At 66.7% G+C, this 24,041-nt stretch carries 23 protein-coding genes and 2 pseudogenes; 11 read left to right on the top strand and 14 right to left on the bottom strand.

Annotated elements, in window-relative coordinates:
• Positions 1-84 precede the first annotated feature (84 nt).
• From J2805_RS06785 to J2805_RS06770, 4 genes are read left to right on the top strand one after another with little or no spacing between them, the layout of a single operon-like run.
• Positions 85-1,506, top strand: a complete 1,422-nt coding sequence (locus J2805_RS06785; protein ID WP_309971151.1) for an MFS transporter — start codon at positions 85-87, stop codon at positions 1,504-1,506.
• Positions 1,503-2,699, top strand: coding sequence for an amidohydrolase (locus J2805_RS06780; RefSeq protein WP_309971149.1), 1,197 nt, complete (start codon positions 1,503-1,505; stop codon positions 2,697-2,699). Before J2805_RS06785 ends, J2805_RS06780 begins: the two co-directional genes overlap by 4 nt.
• A gap of 48 nt (positions 2,700-2,747) precedes the next feature.
• Positions 2,748-3,731 carry a D-2-hydroxyacid dehydrogenase family protein gene (locus J2805_RS06775; RefSeq protein WP_309971147.1) on the top strand — a complete coding sequence of 328 codons (984 nt, stop codon included), beginning with the start codon at positions 2,748-2,750 and terminating at the stop codon, positions 3,729-3,731.
• Positions 3,728-4,705 carry a serine hydrolase domain-containing protein gene (locus tag J2805_RS06770; protein WP_309971145.1) on the top strand — a complete coding sequence of 326 codons (978 nt, stop codon included), beginning with the start codon at positions 3,728-3,730 and terminating at the stop codon, positions 4,703-4,705. The genes J2805_RS06775 and J2805_RS06770 overlap by 4 nt, the downstream gene beginning before the upstream one ends.
• 70 nt (positions 4,706-4,775) lie before the next feature.
• Here J2805_RS06770 and J2805_RS06765 read toward each other — a convergent pair.
• Positions 4,776-5,137: pseudogene (locus J2805_RS06765) on the bottom strand (cation:dicarboxylate symporter family transporter); the annotation flags it as partial.
• Positions 5,138-5,246: 109 nt separating this feature from the next.
• Between J2805_RS06765 and J2805_RS06760 the strand changes: the two are divergent.
• Positions 5,247-6,455 carry an alanine racemase gene (locus J2805_RS06760; RefSeq protein ID WP_309971142.1) on the top strand — a complete coding sequence of 403 codons (1,209 nt, stop codon included), beginning with the start codon at positions 5,247-5,249 and terminating at the stop codon, positions 6,453-6,455.
• Positions 6,456-6,690: 235 nt separating this feature from the next.
• Here J2805_RS06760 and J2805_RS06755 read toward each other — a convergent pair whose 3' ends face one another.
• Positions 6,691-7,080, bottom strand: coding sequence for a hypothetical protein (locus tag J2805_RS06755; RefSeq protein WP_309971140.1), 390 nt, complete (start codon positions 7,078-7,080; stop codon positions 6,691-6,693).
• A 144-nt stretch (positions 7,081-7,224) separates the two neighbouring features.
• Between J2805_RS06755 and J2805_RS06750 the strand changes: the two are divergent.
• Positions 7,225-7,636, top strand: a pseudogene (locus tag J2805_RS06750) (MmyB family transcriptional regulator); the annotation flags it as partial.
• Between the two features lie 12 nt (positions 7,637-7,648).
• On the opposite strand, the gene J2805_RS06745 reads toward J2805_RS06750, so the two are convergent.
• The 10 genes from J2805_RS06745 to J2805_RS06700 form a co-directional block, all read right to left on the bottom strand.
• Positions 7,649-8,233 (bottom strand): hypothetical protein, encoded by a 585-nt coding sequence (locus J2805_RS06745; RefSeq protein ID WP_309971137.1) that lies wholly within the window; start codon positions 8,231-8,233, stop codon positions 7,649-7,651.
• A 78-nt stretch (positions 8,234-8,311) separates the two neighbouring features.
• Positions 8,312-9,169 (bottom strand): SDR family oxidoreductase, encoded by an 858-nt coding sequence (locus J2805_RS06740; protein ID WP_309971135.1) that lies wholly within the window; start codon positions 9,167-9,169, stop codon positions 8,312-8,314.
• A gap of 153 nt (positions 9,170-9,322) precedes the next feature.
• On the bottom strand, positions 9,323-9,994 hold the full coding sequence (locus tag J2805_RS06735; protein WP_309971132.1) for a class I SAM-dependent DNA methyltransferase: 672 nt from the start codon (positions 9,992-9,994) through the stop codon (positions 9,323-9,325).
• Positions 9,995-10,022: 28 nt separating this feature from the next.
• A complete protein-coding gene (locus tag J2805_RS06730; protein WP_309971127.1) occupies positions 10,023-10,277 on the bottom strand; it encodes a hypothetical protein in 255 nt (84 codons plus the stop codon).
• Between the two features lie 71 nt (positions 10,278-10,348).
• Entirely contained in the window at positions 10,349-10,807 is a 459-nt protein-coding gene (locus tag J2805_RS06725) for a DUF5956 family protein (protein WP_309971124.1), read from the bottom strand.
• Positions 10,808-10,902: 95 nt separating this feature from the next.
• Positions 10,903-11,310 carry a four-helix bundle copper-binding protein gene (locus J2805_RS06720; RefSeq protein ID WP_309971121.1) on the bottom strand — a complete coding sequence of 136 codons (408 nt, stop codon included), beginning with the start codon at positions 11,308-11,310 and terminating at the stop codon, positions 10,903-10,905.
• Positions 11,311-11,530: 220 nt separating this feature from the next.
• Positions 11,531-12,130: a DUF305 domain-containing protein gene (locus J2805_RS06715; protein ID WP_309971117.1), complete on the bottom strand. Its 600-nt coding sequence runs from the start codon at positions 12,128-12,130 to the stop codon at positions 11,531-11,533.
• Positions 12,131-12,263: 133 nt separating this feature from the next.
• Positions 12,264-12,752 (bottom strand): hypothetical protein, encoded by a 489-nt coding sequence (locus J2805_RS06710; RefSeq protein WP_309971113.1) that lies wholly within the window; start codon positions 12,750-12,752, stop codon positions 12,264-12,266.
• Between the two features lie 70 nt (positions 12,753-12,822).
• Positions 12,823-14,982 carry a heavy metal translocating P-type ATPase gene (locus J2805_RS06705; protein ID WP_309971110.1) on the bottom strand — a complete coding sequence of 720 codons (2,160 nt, stop codon included), beginning with the start codon at positions 14,980-14,982 and terminating at the stop codon, positions 12,823-12,825.
• Positions 14,983-15,049: 67 nt separating this feature from the next.
• Entirely contained in the window at positions 15,050-15,292 is a 243-nt protein-coding gene (locus J2805_RS06700; RefSeq protein ID WP_309971108.1) for a heavy-metal-associated domain-containing protein, read from the bottom strand.
• Between the two features lie 309 nt (positions 15,293-15,601).
• Between J2805_RS06700 and J2805_RS06695 the strand changes: the two genes are divergently transcribed.
• Both J2805_RS06695 and hrpB read left to right on the top strand, forming a co-directional pair.
• The gene (locus tag J2805_RS06695; RefSeq protein ID WP_309971106.1) at positions 15,602-16,066 is read left to right on the top strand and encodes an iron chaperone; all 465 of its coding nucleotides are present in this window, start codon (positions 15,602-15,604) and stop codon (positions 16,064-16,066) included.
• Between the two features lie 67 nt (positions 16,067-16,133).
• Positions 16,134-18,794 carry an ATP-dependent helicase HrpB gene (hrpB, locus tag J2805_RS06690; protein WP_309971103.1) on the top strand — a complete coding sequence of 887 codons (2,661 nt, stop codon included), beginning with the start codon at positions 16,134-16,136 and terminating at the stop codon, positions 18,792-18,794.
• A 60-nt stretch (positions 18,795-18,854) separates the two neighbouring features.
• Here hrpB and pip read toward each other — a convergent pair whose 3' ends face one another.
• Positions 18,855-19,802, bottom strand: a complete 948-nt coding sequence (pip, locus tag J2805_RS06685; RefSeq protein ID WP_309971100.1) for a prolyl aminopeptidase — start codon at positions 19,800-19,802, stop codon at positions 18,855-18,857.
• 301 nt (positions 19,803-20,103) lie between these two features.
• Here pip and J2805_RS06680 point away from each other — a divergent pair, with 301 nt between their 5' ends.
• The 3 genes from J2805_RS06680 (at position 20,104) to J2805_RS06670 (ending at position 23,311) form a co-directional block, all read left to right on the top strand.
• On the top strand, positions 20,104-20,718 hold the full coding sequence (locus tag J2805_RS06680) for a PadR family transcriptional regulator (RefSeq protein ID WP_309971097.1): 615 nt from the start codon (positions 20,104-20,106) through the stop codon (positions 20,716-20,718).
• A gap of 150 nt (positions 20,719-20,868) precedes the next feature.
• Complete coding sequence (locus tag J2805_RS06675) at positions 20,869-21,021, top strand: hypothetical protein (RefSeq protein ID WP_309971094.1); 153 nt, start codon at positions 20,869-20,871, stop codon at positions 21,019-21,021.
• Positions 21,022-21,133: 112 nt separating this feature from the next.
• Positions 21,134-23,311: an elongation factor G-like protein EF-G2 gene (locus J2805_RS06670; RefSeq protein WP_309971091.1), complete on the top strand. Its 2,178-nt coding sequence runs from the start codon at positions 21,134-21,136 to the stop codon at positions 23,309-23,311.
• A 20-nt stretch (positions 23,312-23,331) separates the two neighbouring features.
• Here the strand turns inward: J2805_RS06670 and J2805_RS06665 are convergent, their stop codons facing one another.
• Complete coding sequence (locus J2805_RS06665) at positions 23,332-24,039, bottom strand: alpha/beta hydrolase family protein (RefSeq protein WP_309971087.1); 708 nt, start codon at positions 24,037-24,039, stop codon at positions 23,332-23,334.
• Between the last annotated feature and the right edge of the window lie 2 nt (positions 24,040-24,041).

The raw sequence follows: 24,041 nt of genomic DNA, 5'->3' as shown, positions 1-24,041 counted from the left end.
GATTCGCGGGCCGCGGTTGGTGCTGCCTCTAGCGTTGTGACTCGAATCACCCAGGCGGAATCGCCCTGAATCCCAAGGAAGCACATGACAAGCAAAACAGCGCCACCGGCGACGGCGGCCCTCACCCGCAGGACCATTTTGGGGATGATCCTGGCAATGGCCGTGATTGAATCACTGAGCGGAGTCACGCAGGGGTACCTGAACCCCATCCTGCCCGCCCTCGGGCCCGTCTTCGCGATAGACGATCCGACCATCAACGGCATCTTCCTTGTCGCCAATGTCAGTTTCGCCGTCCTGACGCCCATCATCTCCCGGCTCGGAGACAGTTACGGATACCGGCTGGTGCTCCGCTGGTCAACTGCCGCCGTCGCTGCAGGGGTGCTCATGATGGCACTCTGGCCATCCCTGTGGACGGTGACCGTGGGGGTTGTCCTGCTCACCTGCGTTGTGGGCTTCATTCCGTTGATGATGGGAATCCTGCGGGTCAGCAGCCCCGCCCACACACGTACCGGAGTCAGCGTCATGATCGGGGTGCTCATGATCATGGTCGGCGCAGGCGGCCTGCTGGCGGGGATTGCGGGCGTCAGCGACCCTACGCTTGGATTCTGGGTCGCCGTCCCCTTCGCCATGGGAGCCCTGGTGTGTTCGTTCCTGCTGCCCGACGCGGGTACTCCCACCGGGGAGAGGCTCGCCATGGTCCCACTGCTGTCCTGCTCCCTTGGCCTGATCGGCTTCGTTGTGGCCCTGTCGATGGGACCGGACTGGGGCTGGCTCGATCCGCGGACGCTCGGTTCCGGACTGGTCGGACTGGCGCTGCTGGCCTTCTGGGCCCTGATCGATGCCGGAGGCGCGCAGCGCGGGAAGAGGTTCATGGACCTGCGGATGCTGGCAAACCCGCGGATCCGTGCAGTTTCGGTCGCCACCTTCTTCTTCGGCTTTGCGTCCATCAGCTACTTCGGCACCAACGGTATCTTCCTGCACGCCAACCCGGACAAGACCGGCTACGGATTTGCGCTCAGCCCGCTCATGATCGCGATTGTGCTTGCCGCCGCCTCCGTACTGTCCCTCGTGTCCTCGCTGCTGACCGCGCGGGCACTGAACGCCTTCGGCGAGCGCGCCACCCTGGTCTTCGCCGGCTTGCTCCTTGCCGGCGGTTTCGTGGTGATGATCGCGGCGCATGCCTCGCTGGCCGGATACTGCGTCGGTTTCGCCATGTTCAACCTGAGCCTCGGCATGTACCAGGCGGGTACCCGCTCGCTGTCCGTCGAGGGATTGCCCCTGGAGGAGACCTCGACGGCGGCCGGGCTCAACGAGCTGGCACTCTCAGTCGGCATTGCGGTGGGCGCCGCCGTCGTCAAGCTCCTTTCCTCCTCGTCGGCCGAGTCCGGACGGATCACGGAGGGCGGCCTCGTCTCCATCTGGGGAGCGCTCGCCGTAGCTGCCCTTGTCGCGGCTGGGGCCTCCGCGCGCTACCCCAAGCGGCAGCCGGCGGAGGTTCGGGCATGAGCCCGGCGACGACGACGGCGGACGCTGCGTCCGCCGTCGGGTCCGGGATCCAGGGCCACATCTCCGCGGCATTGGAGCGCTGGCAGCCAAAGATCCTCCGCCTGAGCCATGCCATCCACGCCGATCCGGAACTCAGCGGCCAGGAGTTCCGGGCAGCGAAACGGGTTAGCGGGCTGCTGCGCTCCGCCGGTTTCAGCTTCGACGTTGCCCAGCCGGTGCTCCCGGCCGCGTTCAGCGCCCGGTACGGAAACGGGGAACTCGTGGTGGCCCTCTGCGTCGAATACGATGCCTTGCCGGATATCGGACACGCCTGCGGACACAACGTGAACGCGGCCAGCGCCGTGGGGGCGGCGCTCGCCCTGGCAGCTGTGGCGGATGATCTCGGCATTACGGTCAAGGTGCTCGGCACCCCGGCCGAGGAGACCACCGGGGGCAAAGTGGACCTCATCGATGGAGGCTTCTTTGACGACGTGAGCCTCGCAATGATGGCCCATGCCGCCGCCGAGGATGTCGTCGGTGGTTCATCCCTCGCCATGGGCATGTGGGACGTGCTGTACGAGGGGCGCCCGGCGCATGCTGCGGCGGCACCGGCTGAGGGTATTAATGCCCTGGATGCGCTCGTGGTCGCCCAGACGGCGATCGCCCTGGCACGTCAGCAGCTTCCGTCCGGTTCCATTGTCTCGATGATCGTCACCGAAGGTGGGAGCGCCGTCAACGTCATCCCGGAGCGCGCCCGGGCCAGCGTGGAGATGCGCTCGCCCGGCCTGGCGACCCTGCGTGTAATCGAGGACCGGGTGCGGCGCTGCCTCGAGGCCGGTGCCTTGGCCAGCGGCGCCACACTCGCGGTCACGCCTACCGGCAACTCCTATGCCGAGCTGAAGCAGGACAGGTTCCTCTCCGAGGCGTACCGCGAGGCGATGAGTGTCCGGGGACGGGACGTTGTATTCAACGAACAGCCGGTGGCTTCCACTGACATGGGCAACGTCTCGCAGCTGGTGCCAAGCATCCACCCGCTGCTGGGCTACGACGTGGGCGGCGCGGCACATCACACGGCGGAGTTCGCCGCCTACGGGTCTTCGGCATCCGCCGACAGGGCGGTGCTTGACGGCGCGTTCGGTCTGGCGGCGGCAGCAGCGGCAGCCGCCAGGGACACCCGGCAGCGGGCACGCCTCCTGGGCCGGGTTCGAGGGTAGCCTGTCAGCAGGAAGCCCTCGTTATCCGGACCGCCGAAGGAACCAATGATGCGCCTTGCCATTCTTGACGATTACCAGTCCGTCGCCCTTGACTACGCTCCGTGGGAACAGCTTGCGGCCGACGGCGTCGAGGTCACTGTTTTCACCCGGCAATTCCGGGACGACGACGATGCAGCCACTGGCCTGCGGGATTTCGACATCATCATCGCCATGCGGGAACGGACCGCCTTCGGCCGTGAACGGCTGCGGCAGCTGCCCGGACTCAAACTGCTCGTGACCACCGGAATGGCCAACCAGTCCATTGACCTTCAGGCGGCTGAGGAACAGGGTGTCGTGGTGTGCGGAACCGGCGGCTCCCCGGCGGCAGCGCCGGAACTGACCTGGGCACTGCTTCTCGCCTTCGCCCGCAGCATTCCCTTCGAAGACGGACGCCTGCGCGCCGGCCGCTGGCAGTCAACTGTCGGCTTTGAACTCGCCGGCAAGACCCTGGGTGTACTGGGCCTGGGCAAAATCGGGACCCGGATCGCGGGCTACGGCCGGGCCTTCGGCATGGACGTCATTGCCTGGAGCCCCAACCTCACCGATGAGGCAGCCTCGCAGGCCGGCGCCCGGAAAGTCAGTAAGGACGCTCTCTTCCGCGAGTCGGACGTGGTCTCCGTGCACGTGCGTCTTTCGGAGCGCTCCCGCGGCGTCGTCGGCGAAGAGGAACTCCGGCTGCTGGGGCCAACGGGCATTGTGGTCAACACTGCGCGCGGACCCCTTGTCGACGAGGACGCGCTGGTCCGCGGACTGGAGGAAGGCTGGCTCGGCGGCGCCGCCCTGGATGTCTTCGACGTCGAACCGTTGCCCGCCGGCCATCGCCTGCTGTCCGCACCGCGTACAGTTCTGACGCCACATTTGGGGTATGTCACCGAAGAGAGCTACCGGCAGTTTTACGGCGGCGCCTTCGAAGACGTACAGGCCTGGCTCAGAGGCAGCCCGATCCGCCTGCTGACGCCCGCCGTGGCGAACGGGGCCGGGACTTCGGCGTGAGCGGACTGCAGGCTGAACCGGCGTTGGCGGCGCGGCTTGGAGGCGTCTTGGGGAACCGGCATTCACGTTTCGCGGTGGCCGCCGTCACCGGCGGCAACGTCAGCGTCGCTGCGGTGGGCGTGCCGCTCGACGCCGACTTCGAGATCGGCTCGATCTCCAAGGGAATCACCGGGTTGCTCTACGCCGACGCGTGCGAGCGAGGGGAGATTTCAGCCGGCATGACCCTGGGGGAGCTGCTGCCGCTGGGGGACTGCGAGGCGGCACAGGTCACGCTCGCCTCCGTGAGCCGGCATTCGTCCGGGCTGCCGAGACTGCCCGGCGCCGCGCACCCTCTGCGGCGCACGTTTGCACTGTTGCTGCGCGGGACGAACCCGTACGGGGAGGACCTGGCGGAACTGCTCATGCAGGCCCGAACGGTACGGCTGCGGGATCCGCGCCCGCGATATTCAAACCTCGGGTTCGAACTGCTGGGGCATGCCGTGGCGGCCGGAGCCGGGCTCACCTACCGCGATCTGGTGGCCACACGGCTTTGCACGCCACTGTGTCTCACGTCGCTATATACGCCCTCCGCCGCCTCCAACCTTGGACCCGACGCCCTGACCGGCAGAAGCCGGTTCGGCCGGCCAAAGCAACCCTGGACCGGCGAAGCCCTGGCTCCCGCCGGCGGCATCCGGGCGTCCATCAGTGACATGGGAAGGCTGACCCGCGCCCTGCTGGACGGTTCGGCTCCAGGTATTTCCGCCCTGGATCCGGTGGCTGACTTCGCCGGCCCGGCAGTCCGCATCGGGGCCGCGTGGATCACCCTTGAGGCCAAGGGCCGGTCCGTCACCTGGCACAACGGTGCCACCGGCGGGTTCAGCTCCTGGCTCGGCCTCGACCGGGACGCCAACACAGGAGTAGTCCTGATGTCAGCGACGTCGGCATCCGTCGACCGTCATGGATTCAGGCTGCTCGAGGAACTGACACACCTCTGACGGAAGGACGGCGATGTCCGTGGAACTGCCTGCAGACCCCCCAAGACTGGCCGGGCACACCAACGTTCGCGCCGTACTCCGTCAGGTCGTCGTCGATGTCGGTGACTTCGTCGAGGTGGGTGGCGGCGGCATTGCCGGTGAAATTCACCAGGGCGCGGCATTCGGACATGAACTCGTCGATGCCGAAGATGAGCATGATGCCTGCGGCGGGGACGGTGCCGAGCGTGAACAGGGTGGCGGTCAGTGCGATGAAGCCGCCGCCGGCGACGCCCGCTGCGCCCTTGGAGGTCAGCAGTATGACCGCGAGCAGGCCCAGCCGCTGGCCTATGGTCAGGTCCGCGGTGGTGGCCTGGGCGATGTAGAGGGCGGCCACGAAAGGTAGATGGCGCCGTCGAGGTTGAAGCTGTAGCCGGTGGGGACCACGAACCCGACGCGGAAGCATAGATAGCCTACGCCTATGAAAGAATCGACGCAGCGCCCGGGCGGACCGCACTGACGCATGCGGAAAGCAGGCCCGCCCCCGTAACTGCAAAGGAGCCTCGTGAGCAGCCCGATCCAACGCACCAGCGACACCGACGGGGAATCCCTGGCACCAGCAGCCGCCGCCCCGGCCTATCCGCAGCTGAGGCTCAACAGTGATTCCCTCGAAAACAACATTCGGGTGATGGCGTCCTGGTGCCGGGAACGCCAGGTGGATCTCGCGCCGCATGTGAAGACAACAATGTCCGCACCGATCATCGCCCGCCAGGTTGCCGCCGGAGCCGTGGGCGTAACCGTCGCCACCGTGGATCAAGCCGGATCAGCTCTCGCCTGGGGACACCAGCACGTCCTCATCGCCAATCAGGTCGTCGACCGGTTAGGCCTGACACGCCTCCGCACCTGGCTGGAGGAGGATTCCGGACGGGAAATCCGCTGCTTCGTGGACTCGGCTGCCGGTATCGAGGCAGCAGCGCAGGTATTCGACGCCGAAGCGGACACCGCCCTCGAAGTCCTTCTCGACGTCGGAACGCCCGGCGGCCGAACGGGGATCCGCAGCCTGCAGGAGGCTGTCCGGATCGCTGAGCTGGTCCGCGCCGCGCCCGGCCTGAGGCTCGTGGGTGTTGCCGGCTACGAAGGCGTCGTGCCCAACAGCAGGGCGGAAGAGACAATCGCGGCCGTTGACGGGCACTGCCGGCTGGTTCGGGACGTGTACCTGGAAGCCGCCCGGTTTTACGAGACGCCGGCGCCCATCTATTCCATGGGCGGGTCAGCTTTCCCGGACCGCGTCGCGGAATACCTCCCTGACGACAGCCAGGTGCCCGGAACACGCAGGATCCTCAGGTCAGGCTGCTACGTCACGCACGACCACGGCACGTACGCCGGCGTCAGTCCCGTGCCCGGCCTCCTCCCGGCGCTCACAGTCCGCGCCGTTGTGCTGTCCACCCCCGAAGACGGGATCGCCGTCGTCGGGGCCGGCAAACGGGACCTTCCCTACGACGTCCGACTGCCGGTGGTCCTGTCCGTCAGGACCGCCGACGGCGCGCCGAAGGACGGCACAGCCGCTGTTGTGCGCAATCTCTACGACCATCACGCGGTGCTCACCGGAATGAGCGGCCTGGACGTGACGGATGTGGTGGACTTCGGGATATCCCACCCGTGCTCCGCCTTCGACCGCTGGCCGGAGTACGTCGTCACCGACGGAATCGGACGGGACACCGGCGTGTGGCACACGGATTTCCACCGCGCATCCGTTGCGGCAACGCGTTGGTGAGCCGCCGCACGGACGCAATGGTGCCTGCGGAGTGTCCCGCCCGCTGATCACTCGCCATGAGGCCGCCCAGGCCGCGGTACTTTGCCAGCCGCTGCGGCAGCAGTGCGGGGACCCCGGTGTTGGACAGGCTGGCGAATTCGTACCCGATGGCCTGCCCCATCCGCCGACAGAACGAGGTCACAGGTGCCTGGGTCGCGGCGGGAGCGGTCCCCTGGCGCTACCTAGGGCCCAGTTGCTAGCTGCAGTTTCCAACACGCTGTTGCTTCAACTCTTCTACGATGCTGGTTCCTGTTTCTGGCCGGGACTCCCAAGCCCAAGATTCATGAAAGCGTACCCGGCCGTCGCCAAGAACCTCGATGACTGATTCGCAGACTCCGGTTGAGGTCTCCTTGTTGGTACCGAGGTGCGCATAGCGAAAGCTAAGTCTGGCAGCTTCACGCGTGCCCACGAGATAGCCTCGGACAACTGCTCCTCCGGCGTACTCTGCCCAAATCACCTCGCCATCCTGGTGGTAGGTAAATGTGGTTGACTGTCCCACGTCGCCGGTGGCGGAATTCTCGACGCCCCTGAATACGCGGCCTTCCAAAGATATAGTGGCGGCCTGCGCCGTAGTCTCAACGTTCATGATCCGTACCTTAGCAACTGAGCGGCCCGTGAGGTCCTAGAGGTTGGTCATCCTTTCGGCGGCTTCGTTGTAACGCCCGCCTGCCACCTGGGTTCTGGATGCGGCGTCCTCGATTTCCGCGAGTTCCCCCGCAGTCAGTTCGACGCACTGCGCCTGGACGAAGCCGAAACCGCGCACCTCTTCGACCTGGCCCGTGCCGCGCAGCAGCGCCCGGCCCGCCGTCGTCGTCCGGCGCCGCCGGAGCAGGTGCGCCCCGGCCTCCAGCGGTTCCTGGACGCCGTCACGGCCGGTGCGGCCCGCCAACAGTGCACGCTTCGTCTTCCTCAACCCGCAGGCGCGCTCCTTTTACCCTGATTGGGAACAGGTGGCGAACGACGTCGTCGCCATCCTCCGCAGCTACGCGGGCCAGCGGCCGCACGACAAGAACCTCACCGACCTGATCGGGGAACTCGCTACCCGGAGTGACGAATTCCGCACCCGCCGGGCCGCCCACAACGTCCGTTTCCACCGCACCGGCGTGAAGCAGCTCCACCACCCGGTGGTGGGGGACCTTGAACGGCTGCCGTTTCTACTGGCCGACGCCCGGCAGGTACTGACGGTTCCTGATCCGTGATTCGCCGAACTGAATTACCAGTGGCTCAATTTCCCAAATTCCGCCGCCCCGCGATTTCGGGCTGCCCACGGCAACGTGCGGTAACCAGTGCGGGGACCTGAAGCCCAAGGCGCGTGAGCTGAGGATGAAGTCATCCACGTTGTCCACCAGCAAGCCGTCCAGGAGTTGGTGCAGGGCCTGCACCAGGGAGACCTGATAGCCATGTACGTGCTCCGGGACGTTGACTTCCAGCCCCGACACCCGGCCGCCGCCCAGGGTGATCAGCCGTTCGGCGCTGCCGGAAAAGCCGTCCAGCGCCGGCAGTTCCCGCAACCAGGCGGACGTGCCGCGCGCGGCAACCGCAGCGCTGGTCACCCCGTTGGTCCACTCCGCAACGTCTTCGGAGAAGTCGTCCAGGACCCCGAGATGGAGCAGGGTCATGTGTAGTCCCCGCTGCCTGCGCAACGCGTGCACGTAGTCGCCCAGTTCCTCATAATCCGAGGGGCCGGACCCGATGCTGAGCACCGGCGCTTCTACCGTAATGCGGGGAACTGTTTCCATCCGGCCCCTCCTGACCCGCTGACTGTTGGCTCTGGAGCCATTATCCGCCGCAGGGCCGCAGTCCGCCCACGGGCTGTGTCACCCTGCGAGGGGACGCAAGCCCTCAACCAGGGGAGTCGTGGGCCGGCCGGCCAGCCGGGCGAGGTCGCCGGTGGTCAGGGCAAGGGCATCCTCCCGGATGTTCCCGTCCAGGGCCGCCAGGAAACCGGCCGTTGCGGGGTCGAGGCCCGCAGCCTCCAGGGCACGGGCGTGCTCTGCCGAACTCACCGAGCGGTAGCTGACCGTGCGACCCAGGACCGTCGAGAAGGCCGATGCCAGTTCCTCGTAGGTCCAGGCGTGGTCGCCGGAGAGTTCGTAGACCCGGCCCTCATGTCCCGGAGTGGTCAGGACGGCAGCGATGGCAGCGGCGTAGTCCGCACGGGTGGCGCTGGCCACGCGCCCCTCGCCGGCACTCCCCAGCAACGTTCCGGTCTCACGCGCCGAAGCCAGAGCAGCGGCGTAGTTTTCGGTGTACCACCCGTTGCGCAGGAAGGTGAACGGCAGGCCGCTGGCGCGGATGTATTCTTCAGCCTTCACATGGTCCGGTGCGAGAATGACCGGGGTGGTGTCCGCTGCCAGGACGCTGGTGTAAAGGATGTGGGCGACCTTGGCCCGCACGGCCGCATCGATGACGTTCTCGTGCTGGGCGGTGCGATTCTGGATATCGTTGCCGGAAATCAGCAGCAGGGTGTCGCCTTCCCCCAACGCTGAATCAACGCTGGCCGGATCGTTGTAGTCGACCGAGGCGGTCCTGACGCCGAGGCCCGCCAGATCCGCAAGCTGTTCGTTGGACCTTCCGCCGGCGACGATCTGGCCGGCCGGCACGCCGCGCTGCAGCAGTTCCCCGACGACGAGACGACCCAGCTGGCCGGTGGCTCCCGCAATAACGATGGACATGTGATTCTCCTTGATTACCGGGCGCCCGGAGCGGCGCCTTCCGTAATGGCCAACCGCCCTCCAGGGGGAACAATTCCGTCTCCCGATGACGCACTTTGAAGTGCAATAGGCACCTTCAGGTAAGCAATGGCGGGCACTTTTGCACTTTTGTTGTCAACGGGACGATGCGCCGCGCCGGTTGCCGGCGGGCCGTTGGGCAAGGATCACTGCCTGGGGTGAGGTCTCGCGGGGTCCCGGTTCGCGTAACATCTGGGCAACCGTGGTGAGTCCGGCGCGGGTCAGGTGTTCGACGACCGTCGCCGGCATGAAGAGCTGGGCGTCCATAGACACGTTGTGCCCATAGGCGCGGGCCATGTGGCGCGGACCGTCACCCACCTGGAAGCTAACCATGGCATAGCCGCCTGGTGCGAGGACCCTCAAGAATTCGGTAAACACGCCCGTGAGATCGGCCGGGGCCAAATGGATGATGGAATACCAGGCGAAAACGCCGCCCAGGTGCTTGTCCGGATAGGGAAGATTCCGCAGCTCAGCTACTTCAAAGCGGAGGCCGGGAGAGGTCCTCCGGGCCACGTCAACCATTCCGGCGGAGACATCGATCCCTGACGGATCGACTCCCAGATGGGAAAGCAGCCTGGTCATCCGCCCGGTGCCGCAGCCCGCATCAAGGACCGCCAGGGCATGTCCTTCCTTCACGTAACTGGCGAAAGCCTCGATCATCCCGCGGTCCGCCGGTGCCTCGAAACTGGCGTCAGGCAGCAAGCGCGCATAGCTCTCAGCGACCGCGTCGTAGGCTGACCGGACATTCTCGAGACGATCAACTGGCATCCGAAAAGGCTATCGCGGAGTGCTCCGTTCAGTCCCCGAAGACACCGGGACGCGGAGAATCGCCGGGAGCCGGGGCCGGCGCGCGCAGCCCTTGCTGGGTTATTTGGACCTGTTGTGCCTGGTGGGTTTGCGGGCGGAAGACCTCGTCCGCGATGCCCAGCATGCCGCCGGCGGCACCGCGCAGCCTTCCGCCGCGGCGGTTCCCCCGCGCAGCCCAAAACCAGAGGCCGGCCACCAAAGTCGGAGCCCCCAGCACCGCCACCAGTACTATCAGTAAATCCATGATGCAACTCTAGTCGCGGGCAAACGATCCTGGGCTGCAGGGCTCGCTCGTGGCCGGGCTGCCGCCGGCCTCTACCCTTGGCCCCGATACATGCGGGCCAGTGCCTCCTTGGCGAGGCCCTTAATCGCCGATGGGCGCACGCCGCCGTCGGGAAGTGTTGCCGTGGCGGCGGCCCAGACTGCACTCCAGAACGCATCTTCTCCGGCCTCGGTGTTGGGCAGGCGACGGATAAACCAGTCGTACCCCCGGGGCCTGGGAGGAAGTCCGGCGTCGGCCAAGTAGGAATCGATGTCGTCATCGATCGAGTCCAGATCTGCGTCTGTCAGGACGAACGGTTCTGATCGTTCGCTGCCGTCCGGAAGCCGGTGGACCGCCCTGCCGTACCGATCGCCGGCAGCTGCAGGGACGCGCACAAAGTTTCCCTGCCCTGCTGCCCACACAACCAGTGCGCCCCACCCGTTTTCCGTGGCACGGATCCACCCGCTGGGTGCTTCGGCCAGTTCAGTGGATGCCCAAGGGTCTTTGTCCATGCTCGACACTCTATTGCCCGAACCTCTACTGCCGGGTGCGAATGCCTTGCAGCCCCATGTTGCCCTGCCGAGGGACTCCAGTCCCACTGCACGACCTATCCGGTGGCCAGAAGGACCCCGCAGGCGGCTTCGCAGCGGCGGCAGGCCTCGGCGCAGATCCGGCAGTGCTCGTGCATCTCGGCGTGCTTTTCGCATTCTTCAGCGCAGGTGGCGCACGCTGCCTGGCAAGCTTCCAGTACCGCCAACGTGATGGAGGTCTGCCCGCCGGTCTGCCTGGTGATGACATTTCCTGTGGCGGTGCAGACATCGGCGCAGTCCAGGTCTGTCCGGATGCAGTTGGCCAGTTCGGCGACCATGTCTTCAGCCAGGCAGGCGTCCGCGCAGCCGGTGCATGTCTGGGCGCACTCGAAGCAGGCGGCGATGCATTCAGCCAGCTTGTCCTTGCTCGGCGCAGCCTCTCCCCGGGGATGGGCGTTGAGCATGGCGCTGATGTGGTGGCTCATGGTGCGGCTCCTGTCGCTGGGCGAGAGGGCGGCCGGGCCGTTCCCGGCCGTCCCCTTCACCCTAGTCCCGCCACCGTAGGTTCCACAGCCCGGACCTTTATCCCGGATTGAGAGGTCCGTGGGCAGCAGCGGGTTGGAAGGTCATCCGTCCGTCTGTGGAGGCACTGTTCCCATCGGGGAAAGCAGCCCACGTCAACGGTCTGCCAGGTGGTGGGTCTGGTCAGAGCGTGGCCAGGAGATCCTGCATTTCCTTGATTTCCGCTTCCTGTGCCGACACGATGTCCTTGCTCAGTTCCAGTGCCCTGGGGTCCTTGCCGTCCCTGGTTTCGGTGTTGGCCATCATGATGGCCCCTTCGTGGTGGGCGATCATTTGCGTCAAAAACAGTTTCGCTGCCTCTGTGCCCTGCGCGGCCTCGAGTTCCTTCATTCCAGCGTCGTCCACCATGCCGGTCATTGAGTGGCCCGGAGCCATTTCGGTCGGTTCATTCCAGTCCTTCAGCCAGCCCGTCATGGTCTGGATTTCCGGGCCCTGGGCTTCCCTGATTTGGGTGGCCAGTGCGGTGACGGGGGCGGGGATGGCCTCTTTGGCGAGGATCATGTCGGACATCTCCACGGCCTGGGCATGGTGGGGGATCATCATCCGCGCGAACGTCACGTCGGCGGAGTTATGCTCGGCCGAGGCGGCCGGTGCGCTGCTGGAGCTGCCGTGGTTCATGCCGGGCATGCTTTCGGAGCCGGAACCGGCGCCGGATGCGCACCCGGCCAGGGCGATGGCCGCTGCGATGGCCGTTGTAAAGAGGGCCAAGAATTTCTTGTTCATGGGAGATTGGTCCTTCGAGGTCTCGGCCGCATTGGCCGGTGAATGGGGGCGGGCATCTTGGAGGATGCCGGGAAGCGCCTTGTAGTCGCGCTTCAAAACGGGGCTGCGCCCTGTGGGGGCTAGGTGCCCGGTTTTACGTCCGGCTGATGGATAGCTCGCCCGGTGAAGGACTGCCTGACAGGGTGGAGTAGGTCACACTCATCCGGTCCGGGAGCCCGCGCCGGTTCCGCGTCGCCACGGTCCCTTGTCCGGCCTCGGGGGCGGCCAATGTCCCTCCCTTGGCTAACGGGACGCAGGCGGCGCCCGTCTCGGCGCCGGCGCATCCAGCCGAACATGCGCACGCCGCCGCTGCCCCTGCCCCTAAGCCAACGGGGACGGGCTTCCCTGCGGCCTCCTGTGTTGAGCCGGGTACGCCGTCATCGGCCCCGCCTTGGTGGCCGGTGTGTCCGTCACCCGGGCTCGTTAGCGTGGCCGCTAATTGCGCGGCGGCGGGGGAGTGCATGGTGTGGTTGGCGGTCATGACGTGCATGCCGAAGATCCCGGCGATCATGGCCAGGACCGCGGCGATGATGCCGGTACGAAGGAGGAGCGCCGGGACGGGGCCGCGGGATACTGCGGTCATGGCGTTCCTCCTTCGTGTGGTGTGTCAAGGCTACCGGCCGGGCATGGACGGTCCGGTCGGCGCTTCTGGCTCAACGTACCTGGGCGGGATTGAGTGTCACCCTCCGCAGCAGTTGGGCGTTCAAGGCCACCACGATCGTGGACGCCGACATTAGGACAGCGCCCGCGGCGGGCGACAGGACGACCCCGGCGAAGGCCAGGACCCCGGCGGCCAGCGGAACGGACAGGATGTTGTAGCCGGTGGCCCAGATGAGGTTCTGCCACATCTTCCGGTAGCTGGCCCGGGACAGGTCCACCATCAACAGCACCGCCCGAGGATCATTTCCCGCGAGGACCACCCCGGCGGACTCCATGGCCACGTCGGTGCCGGCACCGATCGCGATGCCTACCTCGGCCCTTGCCAGCGCAGGTGAGTCGTTCACCCCGTCACCGACCATCGCGACCCTCATCCCCCGTGCCTGGAGTTCAGCGACTTTCTTGTCCTTGTCCGCTGGTAGGACTTCAGCGAAGACCCCATCAATGTGCAGCTCCTCGGCCACGGCTTGGGCGACCTGCCGGGCGTCCCCGGTGACCATGGCGACCTTGATGCCGCGGTTCTGCAGCGCGGCGACGGCCTGCCGTGATTCGGCCCGGATGCTGTCTTCGAGGCTGACCGCCCCCAGGACGCGTCCTTCGTCGATGACATGCAGCACTGCGGCCCCGCGGTCCATCCAGGCCTCGGTGGACCGGGCCACGGCATCGGGTTCGACGGCGCCGAGCTCGCGCAGCAGCGCAGGCCCGCCGACGTGGACGGTCCGGCCGTCCACGGTGGCCCGAACCCCGCGCCCGGTCAGGGAGTTGAAATCCGTTGCGTGAGGGATGGTTAGGTCCCTTTCCCGGGCGGCCCGGAGGATGGCGCGTGCCACCGGGTGCTCGCTGTCGGACTCCACAGCTGCGGCCAAGGCCAGGAGTGAGTCGGCATCCACGCCCTGCACTGCGGTGATGTCTTTCAGGTCCGTTTCACCTGTGGTGAGGGTGCCTGTCTTGTCGAACAGAACGACGTCGATGGTGCGCATCCGTTCGAGTGCCATCCGGTTCTTGATCAGCACCCCGGCCCGGGCAGCCTGTTCGGTGGAGATGGCGATGACCAGGGGTATGGCGAGGCCCAGGGCGTGCGGGCAGGCGATCACCAGGACGGTGACGGTCCGGGTGACGGCCTCCGGAACACTGCCCAGGAGTGTCCAGGCTATGAAGGTGATGATTCCGGCGCCGGCGGCGAAGTAGAACAGGAATGCAGCTGCCCGGTCCGCCAGTGCCTGCGCCTTTGAGGAGGAGGCCTGGGCTTCGGCCACCAGCCGCTGGATACCGGCCAGGGCCGTGTTATCGCCGACGGCGGTGACCCGGACCCGGACGCTGTTATCGGTCGCGACCGTACCAGCTACCACGGTGTCGCCAGCGGTGCGGGGTACAGTTTTGGATTCGCCGGTGATCATGGACTCGTCGAACTCGGCCTGCCCGCCGATGATCGTTCCGTCGGCAGGCATCCGTGCACCCGAGCGGACCAGGACTGTGTCCCCTGCACGCAGTTCGGAGACGGGGACCGCTTCGGTGCCGTCGTCGGTGACGCGTTCAGCTTCGTCGGGCAGCAGCGCGGCGAGGGCATCCAAAGCGCCCTGCGCTGAGCCGAGGGCACGCATTTCGATCCAGTGGCCCAGCAGCATGATCGCGACCAGCAGGGCCAGTTCCCACCAGAAGTCCAGGTCGAATCCGCCGATGCCCAGGCTGGTGATCCAGGACGCGGCGAACGCGACAGTGATGGCCATCGCGATGAGCAGCATCATCCCCGGCTGCCGGTTCTTCAGTTCCTGCAGCCCGCCCTTCAGGAACGGCTGTCCGCCGTAGAGGAAGATCACCGTGCCCAGAATGGGCGGGATCCAGCTCGAGCCGGGAAACATCGGCGGCATGTAGCCCAAGATGTGGCCGACCATGGGGCTGAAGTAGACGACCGGGACGGACAGTGCCAGCGCCAGCCAGAACCTGTTTTTGAACATGGCGGTGCTGTGTCCGGCGTGCTGGCCATGGCTGTGCACGGCGTGGTCGTCCTGCCCGACGTGGCTGGTATGGACCTCATGGTGGCTGTGCGGGTGGTCCGCGACCGCCGGTCCCGAAGCAGTGATAACGCTGTGGGGGGCGGGCAGGTTGTCGTGGGCGGCGCGTGTGTTGCCTAGGTGGTGTTGCGTGTGGTCTTCCATGGTTCCTCCTTAAAGGAGACGCCAATCCTGTAAGCGCCAAGGCCTGCCAGAGGAGGCGTAAAGGGGGTCAGTGGCTGATGAGGGTATATCCGGCGGAGGTGACAGCCTCACGCACTGCAGCGTCATCGGGACTGCCGCCAATGACCAGACGTGAACGGCCGCCCGGGACGAGCTCGACCGAAGCTGATTCCACGCCGTCAACGGCCGAGACGGCCTTCTCAACAGTCTGGGCGCAATGCCCGCAGGTCAGGCCTTCAACGCCAAGCTCAGCGGCATCGGCGGCCGTAGGTCCGGCGGGGGCGGAGGACATATCCGTTGAGCAGCAGCTGCATCCCGGGGCAGACGGGACGAGAGGCAGTTGGGTTGGGTTTTCAGTTCCACACATGTCAGTTTCCATTCCTGGGAAGGATCAATGGGTGCTGGGGTTGAACGGCTGTGAAGGCGTGCTGAGCACTGCCGGGACATACCACTTCACTGACAACACTGCTGAATATACCCCCTAGGGGTATCTTGGTCAAGGCGGGAAATAGGCATATCGAGCAGCTCTGGAGAAGCCGCCGCGGCAGTCGCTCCCTAGCATTGGGGTAGTCCCATCAGATCGCCCGGAAAGGAACGCGCAATGACCGATACGGAAAAGACCGGCACGAGCACCAAGACATACGACGGATTCGAGGACGAAGAACGGGCCGCGATGAAGGAGCGCGCACAGGAACTCAAGAAGACGGCCCGCCGCGGACCGCGGGCCGCCAAAGCTGACGGGGAAAGCGACGTTCTCGAGAAGATCGCCGAGATGCCGGAATCCGACCGGCGCATTGCCGAACGGCTCCATGCCATCATCAAGGCCAGCGCGCCCGATCTCACCCCGAAAACCTGGTATGGGATGCCCGCCTACGCCAAGGACGGCAAGGTGGTCTGCTTCTTCCAAAGCTCGCATAAGTTCAAGACACGGTACTCAACGCTCGGCTTCAACGACTCGGCGAACCTCGACGACGGCACCATGTGGCCGGCCGCCTTCGCACTCAAGGAGCTGACCGCCGCCGACGAGGCAAGGATCAGCGCGCTCGTGAAGAGGGCCGTGAGCTAAGGGCCGGGGACAGCTGATCAGCCGTGGGAGCGCGTGCTCCCGGGTGCTATTGAAGCACAATGGAGGCGTGACTTCTCCGCTCCTCCCTCCGGCCGCCGCACGCCCCAACGGGCCCTTCGACTTGGCTGTGATCGGCGCGGGCCTGGCGTTTGCCGAGTCACTGGGGAAACTGGCCGACTCACTGCGTGATGGAGGCGCTGCGGGGACCGCCGTGGTCCAGGCACCTCCGGGCACGGGCAAGACCACCCTGGTTCCCCCGCTGGTCGCCAACATGGCGCTGGTCGCCAGCATGGCGGCCGACCGCGGCCCGCGCGTCGTGGTGACCCAGCCCCGCCGCGTCGCCGCCCGTTCGGCCGCGCGGCGCCTGGCCACCCTGGACGGGAGCCGGCTCGGGGACCGGATCGGCTACACAGTCCGCGGTGAACGCGTCTGCAGTGCCGGGACCATGATCGAGTTCGTCACCCCCGGCATCCTGCTGCAGCGGCTCCTCACGGATCCGGGCCTGGAGACAGCGGATGCCGTGATCCTCGACGAGGTGCATGAACGCGGGCTTGAGACAGACCTGCTTCTCGGCATGCTCGCCGAAGTCCGCGAGCTGCGCGGGGACCTCACGTTCGTCGTTATGTCCGCCACCCTGGACGCGCCCCGATTCGCCGCGCTGATCGGCTCGGGACAGGGCGGCAAGCACGACGGCGGCGGCCCGGCCCCCGTCGTCGACTGTCCGTCCGCGCTGTACCCGTTGGAAACGGAGTGGGCGCCGGCGGCGGCAGCGAGGCTGGATACCCGAGGAGTGACCCGAGCCTTCCTTGACCATGTGGCGGACATGGCGGCGGCGTCACATGCCGAAGCGCTTACTGCGGATGCGGGTGTGGACGCCCTGGTGTTCGTTCCCGGGGCGTGGGAGGTGTCCCATGTCGCCGCCCGCCTGCGGAGCCGGGTGTCCGCCGAGGTGCTGGAGCTGCATGGCCAGGCAACCCCGGAAGAACAGGACCATGCCGTCTCCGGACGGGAACCTGGCGGACGTGCCCGGATTATTGTTTCCACCGCGCTCGCCGAATCATCCCTGACCGTCCCGGGAGTCCGCCTGGTCATTGACTCAGGACTGTCCCGCGAGCCGCGGCGCGACACGAACCGCGGCATGTCCGGCCTCGTCACGGTGTCCTGTTCCCGCGCCTCTGCAGATCAGCGTGCCGGGCGCGCCGCACGTCAGGGGCCGGGCAGGGTGGTCCGCTGCTATGACCAGAGGACCTTTGGTGCCGCCCCCGCGCATCAGACCCCGGAAATCGCGGTGGCTGACCTCACAGGCGCAGCGCTGGTTTTGGCCTGCTGGGGATCGCCCGGCGGACGCGGCCTGGCGCTTCCCGACGCCCCGCCCGCGGCAGCGATTAGTGATGCTGTGGAGGTCCTCCGCGAACTGGGTGCGGTGGGACCGGACGGCCTCGCCACTGATTTGGGTAAGACGCTGGCCAGGGTTCCCGCCGACCCGAGGCTGGCCCGTGCCCTGCTGGACGGCGCCGCAACCGTGGGCCACCGGCTTGCTGCCGAGACGGTCGCCGTCGTGGCTGGTGACCAGCGCGCTCCCGGCGCCGACCTGACGCGCCTGCTGGCTTCGCTGCGTTCCGGCAAGGACCCGGCAGTCCGGCGCTGGAAGGAGGACGTCCGGCGGATGGAGGCGATCGTCCGCAAGGGCGATGCCGCCGTCGTACGTCCCCAAACGGTTCCGCCGGTGACGGCTGCCGAGGCGGTGGGCTTCGTCGTCGGGCTTGCGTTCCCGGACCGTGTGGCTCGCCGTGTCCCCGGCGCGGGGGAGCGGTATCTGCTGTCCTCAGGCACGCGGGCAGGCCTTCCGGCCGGCAGTCCGTTGTCGGGGCGCGAATGGTTGGCAGTCGCGGAGGTTTCACGCGCGGAGGGCCGCGACGCCGCAGGAACCGGCGCCGTCATCCGGTCCGCCGCGCCGCTGACCGCTGACACGGCGGAAGCCGCAGCCCGCCACCTGCTAAGTGACGCTGTGGAAGCCGGCTTCAGCCAGGGACGGGTCACGGCCCGGCGGGAACGCCGGCTGGGAGCCATCGTGCTCTCTTCGACGCCGGTGCGACCGTCAGCTGCTGAGGGACGGTCAGCTGTGGCCCGGGCTCTGGCCAAGGAAGGGCTGGGGACCATTGGGTGGTCGACGGCGGCGGATGCCCTGCGCCGCCGCCTCGCGCTGCTGCGCCGGGAACTGGGCGATCCGTGGCCGGACGTTTCCGAGGAGGCGCTGCTGTCCCGGCTTGACGACTGGCTGGCTCCCGAACTCGAAGCGCTTGCCGGCGGCGCTGCCACGGCCGGCGTGGACCTCACCGAACCGCTGCGCCGGCTGCTGCCGTGGCCGGAGGCCGCCCGGCTGGGTGACCTGGCACCGGAGGCGCTGGAAGTACCGAGCGGTTCGCGAGTCAGGATCGACTACCCGGATGCAGAACACGACGACGGCCGGCCGGTTGTGGCGGTCAAGCTGCAGGAGTGCTTCGGGTGGGCCGAGACACCACGATTGGCGGGCGGCAGGGTTCCGGTCCTGTTCCACCTTCTTTCACCGGCGAGGCGGCCCCTCGCGGTGACGGACGACCTTGCCTCCTTCTGGTCCGGGCCGTACGCGCAGGTGCGGGCGGAGGTGCGTGGCCGCTACCCGAAGCATCCCTGGCCGGAGGACCCGTGGACGGCGCCGGCCACCGCGCGGACCAAGAACCGGATGTAGGGGCGGTCGAACGGCTGCGTCAGCGGGGACATGGTCAGCGGCTATGGCACCGCGGCCCAGTCAAAGTTCGGCGGCGATTTCTTCGACCGCCCGCGACAGTGCCTGCATGGATTTAGGGCCTCCATGCCCCTCGTCCTCAACAACGATGAGGTGGCTGCTTTTCCATCGCCGGTGTAGCGTCCACGGAGTAACAACTGGTCCGCTGATATCCCGGCGGCCATGAATGAGGTAGCCGGGTATCCCGTCCAACTCCTGAATCCGGGACAGGATTTCCTGCCCGCCGGTCAGGAATCCGTCATTGGACCAGTAGTGCGTGACGAGCAGGGCGAAGGTCATACGTTCGCGTTCGTCGTCGAACATCGCACCCGGCTGCCACAGCGGGTCCAGGGCGATGTGCGTGGATTCCCAGCGGTCCCAGGCAAGTGCGGCTTGGCGGGCATCGTCGCGGTCTTCTCCAGACAGCCGCCGGGCATAGGCGTTGACCAGACGTTCACCCGGGTTTGCCCTGGCGGAATCCGAGAAATCCTTCCAGGCTTCGGGGAAGATGCGTCCGACGTCTTCAGTGATCCACTGGACCTCATCGCGGCTTGTTGTTGTTACTGCCACGAGGGCAATTCCGTGCACCCGGTCCGGGTGTTTGAGGGCATAGGCCAGAGCGAGTGTGCTGCCCCAGGACACACCGGTAACAATCCACTTCGGTATGCCCAGGTGCTCTCGCACAGCCTCGAGGTCGTCAATCAACGCTTGCGTGGTGTTCTGAGCCAGGCCTTCGAGGTCGTCCTGAGCTAACGGAGTGCTTTTGCCGCATCCGCGCTGGTCAAGGCCCACCGTCCAGAACCGGGAGGAGTCGTGTCGCGTGCGGTAACCGCCTTTGCCGAGGGACCCGCCAGGGCCTCCATGCAGGTATAGGACCGGCACACCTTTTGGATTTCCTGTGGCTTCCCAGTAGATCTTCGCCCGGGGTACGTCCACCCACCCGCTGTTCGTCGCCGCGCGCTGATCAATCACCCGCTCAACGATATTGGATTTACTCGATCCGTTGTTGCCTCGCCTGGGCCCCGTCATCCGTTGTCTCAGATTCCGGCGCCCCGGAAGGTTCGCTGGACGCGTTCGATGCGGTCGGCAACGATGGAGAATTCTTCCTGCATCGCCTCGTGCCAGGTCAGATTCACCTGCTCGCCTGGGACAAGCTCAAGAAACTCATGCCCCCGTTGGACAACGGCTGGCCATTGACCGGCGATACTTAGCGATATATCGTTAAGTATCGCCGATGGTCGGCGACAGCCATATTCGGAAGGACGATGCCACCATGAGAGGCATTCACGACAAATTCTCAGACAACGGCCCGGAACGGGGCCGCTTCGAGCGAGGCCGGAGCCGCCGAGGGCCCCATGGACACGGCGGGGGCGGCTTCGGGCGCGGCTTTGGTCCGGGGTTCGGACCGGGCTTTGGTCCGGGATTCGGGCCAGGGTTCGGCCCGGGCGGCCCGCGCCGCGCCAACAGGGGCGACGTTCGCGCCGCTATCCTCTCCTTGCTCGCCGAAGCCCCGTCCAACGGGTACGGGCTGATCCGCACTATCGCGGAAAAAACTTCCGGGGCCTGGCGTCCCAGCCCCGGTTCCGTTTACCCGACGCTGCAGCAGCTCGTGGACGAAGACCTCATCACACCTGTGGGTGAGGGCAGGCGCACCGAGTTCACACTCACCGATGCCGGCAAAGCGTACGTGGAAGGGCACGCCGAGGAGCTGGGCAACGCCTGGAACAACGATCCCGAGGGTTCCGTGCCCGTGTTTCATCAGAGCGTGGGAAAGCTCATGGGCGTCATTCATCAGTTCAGGGTCGCCGCGACCGACGAACAGCGCCTGGCCGCTGTCGACAAGATCGATGAGGCCCGCCGGGCGCTGTACCTCATCCTCGCGGAGTGACAGGAGGGGGAAGGAGTAAAAGGCTCGAAGCGGCCATGTGAGGTAACTGATACACGCCGGAAATGTTGTGTCGTAGCGGTGAAACATTGCGCAGCTACGCTCATACCTACCTGGACATCGGGGTCCACGCAGCGAACGAAAGGACACACCATGATGACGCTTCTGAGCACTATGACACTTTCCCTTCATGCCGGCTGGAAGGACAAGGATCCGCACGTTGGCGGGGCCGGTTCCATGGGCGTATTCCCCAGCGGCCAGCTCTCCTCCACCCCCTGGGAAGGGTGGTGGCACGACGAACCCTAGCCATACAAGCAAGGGCGACACGTCTTCCTCTTGAAGTTCGGCAGCCTCAGGGTGTCGAATCGTCTTACAGAGGCCGCGCGGCGGCTCACGACTAAGACGCCTGGAGTTGCTCATGTCGGTAAAAAGCACTAATGGCAGGGCCAAGAGCCCCGCCCGCGGCACCTCTGATTCCCGGCGGGCGGACACCGCCGGGGCTGCTGCCGACGCACCGGAGAAAGTCCGCAACGTGGTTCTTGTGGGCCACTCCGGTGCCGGAAAGACGATGTTGCTCGAGGCATTGCTGGCCGCAACCGGCGTCATCTCACGGATGGGTTCGATCGAGGACGGCTCCACTGTCAGTGACGCCGAGCCCTCCGAGGTGCACCAGCAGCGCTCGGTGGTGCTCTCCGTAGCGCCCCTTGTGGTGGACGGCATCAAGGTCAATATTCTCGACACACCGGGCTATGGCGACTTCACCGGTGAACTGCGGGCAGGCCTGCGGGGCGCTGACGCGGCCCTGTTCGTGGTGTCCGCCATCGACGACATCGACGCCGCCACCACGGCTTTGTGGGCCGAATGCGACCAGGTGGGTATGCCCCGGGCGGTGGTAGTCAGCCGGCTGGACCACCCGCGCGCGAACTTCGAGGCGGCAGTTGCCGGCTGCCAGCGTGCGTTCGGGGACTCCGTGGTGCCGGCCTATCTCCCCGTACGCACCGGGAGTGCCACCACGGGGCTGCTGGGGCTGCTCTCGCAAACAGTTTCGGACTATTCCGCCGGCTCCCCGACGCCGGACGTGCGCGCAGCCAGCACGGAGGAACTCGCTGCTGCCGACAGCGCACGCGGCACACTCATTGAGGGGATCATCTCGGAAAGCGAGGACGAAACCCTGATGGACCGCTACCTCGGCGGTGAGGAGATCGACGTCGACGCCCTCGTCAGCGATCTGGAGACCGCCGTCTCCCGCGGCACTTTTTTCCCCGTGCTGGCCACGTCCGCCGAGACAGGCCTGGGCGTGGCCGAGCTCCTGGAAATGCTCACCCGCGCATTTCCCTCTCCGCTGGAGCGCAGCCTGCCGCAGGTGACCAGCCTTTCCGGCGCACCGGCAGCCCCGTTGGCCTGCGATCCCGAGGGTCCCCTGGCCGGCGAGGTGGTGCGGACAACCATAGACCCGTTCCTGGGCAGGGTCTGCCTGGTCCGGGTTTTCTCCGGCACGCTAAGGGAAGATTCCGCCGTTCACGTCAGCGGGCGGGGGCTGTCCGAGCGCGGCCATGAGGACCACGACAGCGACGAGCGCCTGACGCACCTCTACTCCCCGGTGGGGTCCACCCTGAAGTCGGTTCCCCATTGCGTTGCAGGGGACATCTGCGCGATCGCCAAGCTGGCCAGCGCGGAGACAGGCGATACCGTGTCCGCCAAAGAGGCACCTCTGCTGGTGGTTTCGTGGGACATGCCGGAACCGCTGATGCCGTTGGCGGTGGAGGCGGCCTCGCGCAGCGATGAGGACGCCCTCGCCAAGAGCCTGGGCAAGGTGGCGGCCGGCGATCCGACGCTGCGGGTGGAACGGAACTCCGAAACCCACCAGCTGATCCTGTGGTGCATGGGCGAAGCCCACGGCGAAGTGGTGCTGGACAGGCTGCGCGACCAGGGGGTGAAGCTGCAGACCGTACCGGTGATCACGCCGCTGCGGGAAACGTTCGTGGCACCCGCGTCCGGCCACGGCCGGCACGTCAAACAGTCCGGCGGCCACGGACAGTACGCCATCTGTGACATCGACGTCGAGCCCCTGGCGCGCGGCGCGGGCTTCGAGTTCGTGGACAAAACCGTAGGTGGGGTTATCCCGGGGCAGTACATCGGTTCCGTGGAGAAAGGGGTCCGGGCCCAGATGCAGAAGGGCGTATCAGCAGGGTTCCCGGTGGTGGACATCCGTGTGACGCTCACCGGCGGCAAGGCGCACAGCGTGGACTCTTCGGATGCGGCCTTCCAGGCCGCCGGTGCCCTGGCGTTACGTGAGGCGGCAGCGGCGGGGCGGATCCAGCTCCTGGAACCCGTTCTGGCGGTCACCATCAGCGTCGCCGACGAATACGTGGGAGCGGTGATGAGTGATCTGTCCTCCCGGCGCGGCCGACTGACGGGAACCGAATCGGCGGACGGCACGGGCACCGAGATCAAAGCAGAGATACCGGAACAGGAACTGCTGCGCTACGCAGTGGAACTCCGCGCACTGACGGCAGGCACCGGCCGCTTCCGGCGCACCTACCTGCGCCATGAGCCGCTGCCCCCTAATATGGCCCACACCGCGCCGCGGCAGTGAGTTGGTAGCCCCGGCGTTGGCTAGCTGTGCGTTCCGTGCCACGGTGGAGCCGCAGCCTGGGAGCGCAGGTACGCCGTGACCGGCGCCGCCGCGGAGGAACCGATCTCGTCGGCGCTTCGCTTCTTGCCCGCAACCGCAAACGAATGATCGCCGCCGTCGTACCAGGAAAGCGTGGCGTTAGGCCCGATCCGGGCTACCACTCCCTCCAGCAGTTCAGGGGTGGCGAACGTGTCCCGGGTTCCCTGCAGGAACAGCATCGGCAGGGTCAGGCCGTACAGGTGCTCATCACGAAGCTTTTCCGGCTTACCCGGGGGATGCAGCGGGTAGCCGAGATAGACCAGGCCAGCCGCCGGCATTCCTTCGGCAACAGCCATCGAGGCCATGCGGCCCCCGAAGGACTTGCCCGCCGCCCACAGCGGGCCGGTGTCGGAGTGCGCTGCCGCCCTGGCTGAGGCCTCCTCCATGGCCGCGCGCCATGTGGCGATCGCAAGGGGCGGCCTGTCCGGAAACTTCCGTCCCGCCTCGCGGTAGGGAAAGTTGAAGCGCAAGGTGGCCACGCCGTCGTCGTTCAATGCCTGGGTGAAGCCGCCCATAAAGGGATGCTCCATTCCGGCCCCGGCCCCATGGGCTAGGACGAGGGTGGCGAACGGGTTGTCCGGTCGGGCATAGAGGCCGGAGACCTGGAGATCTCCGACGCTGATGGTTACGGGGGACTCGGGAACGGGCATGA

Origin of the sequence: Arthrobacter oryzae (genome assembly GCF_031454875.1) — a bacterium.
GTDB classification, from domain to species: Bacteria; Actinomycetota; Actinomycetes; order Actinomycetales; family Micrococcaceae; genus Arthrobacter; species Arthrobacter oryzae_D.
This window is presented reverse-complemented; position numbering and strand designations above follow the sequence as displayed.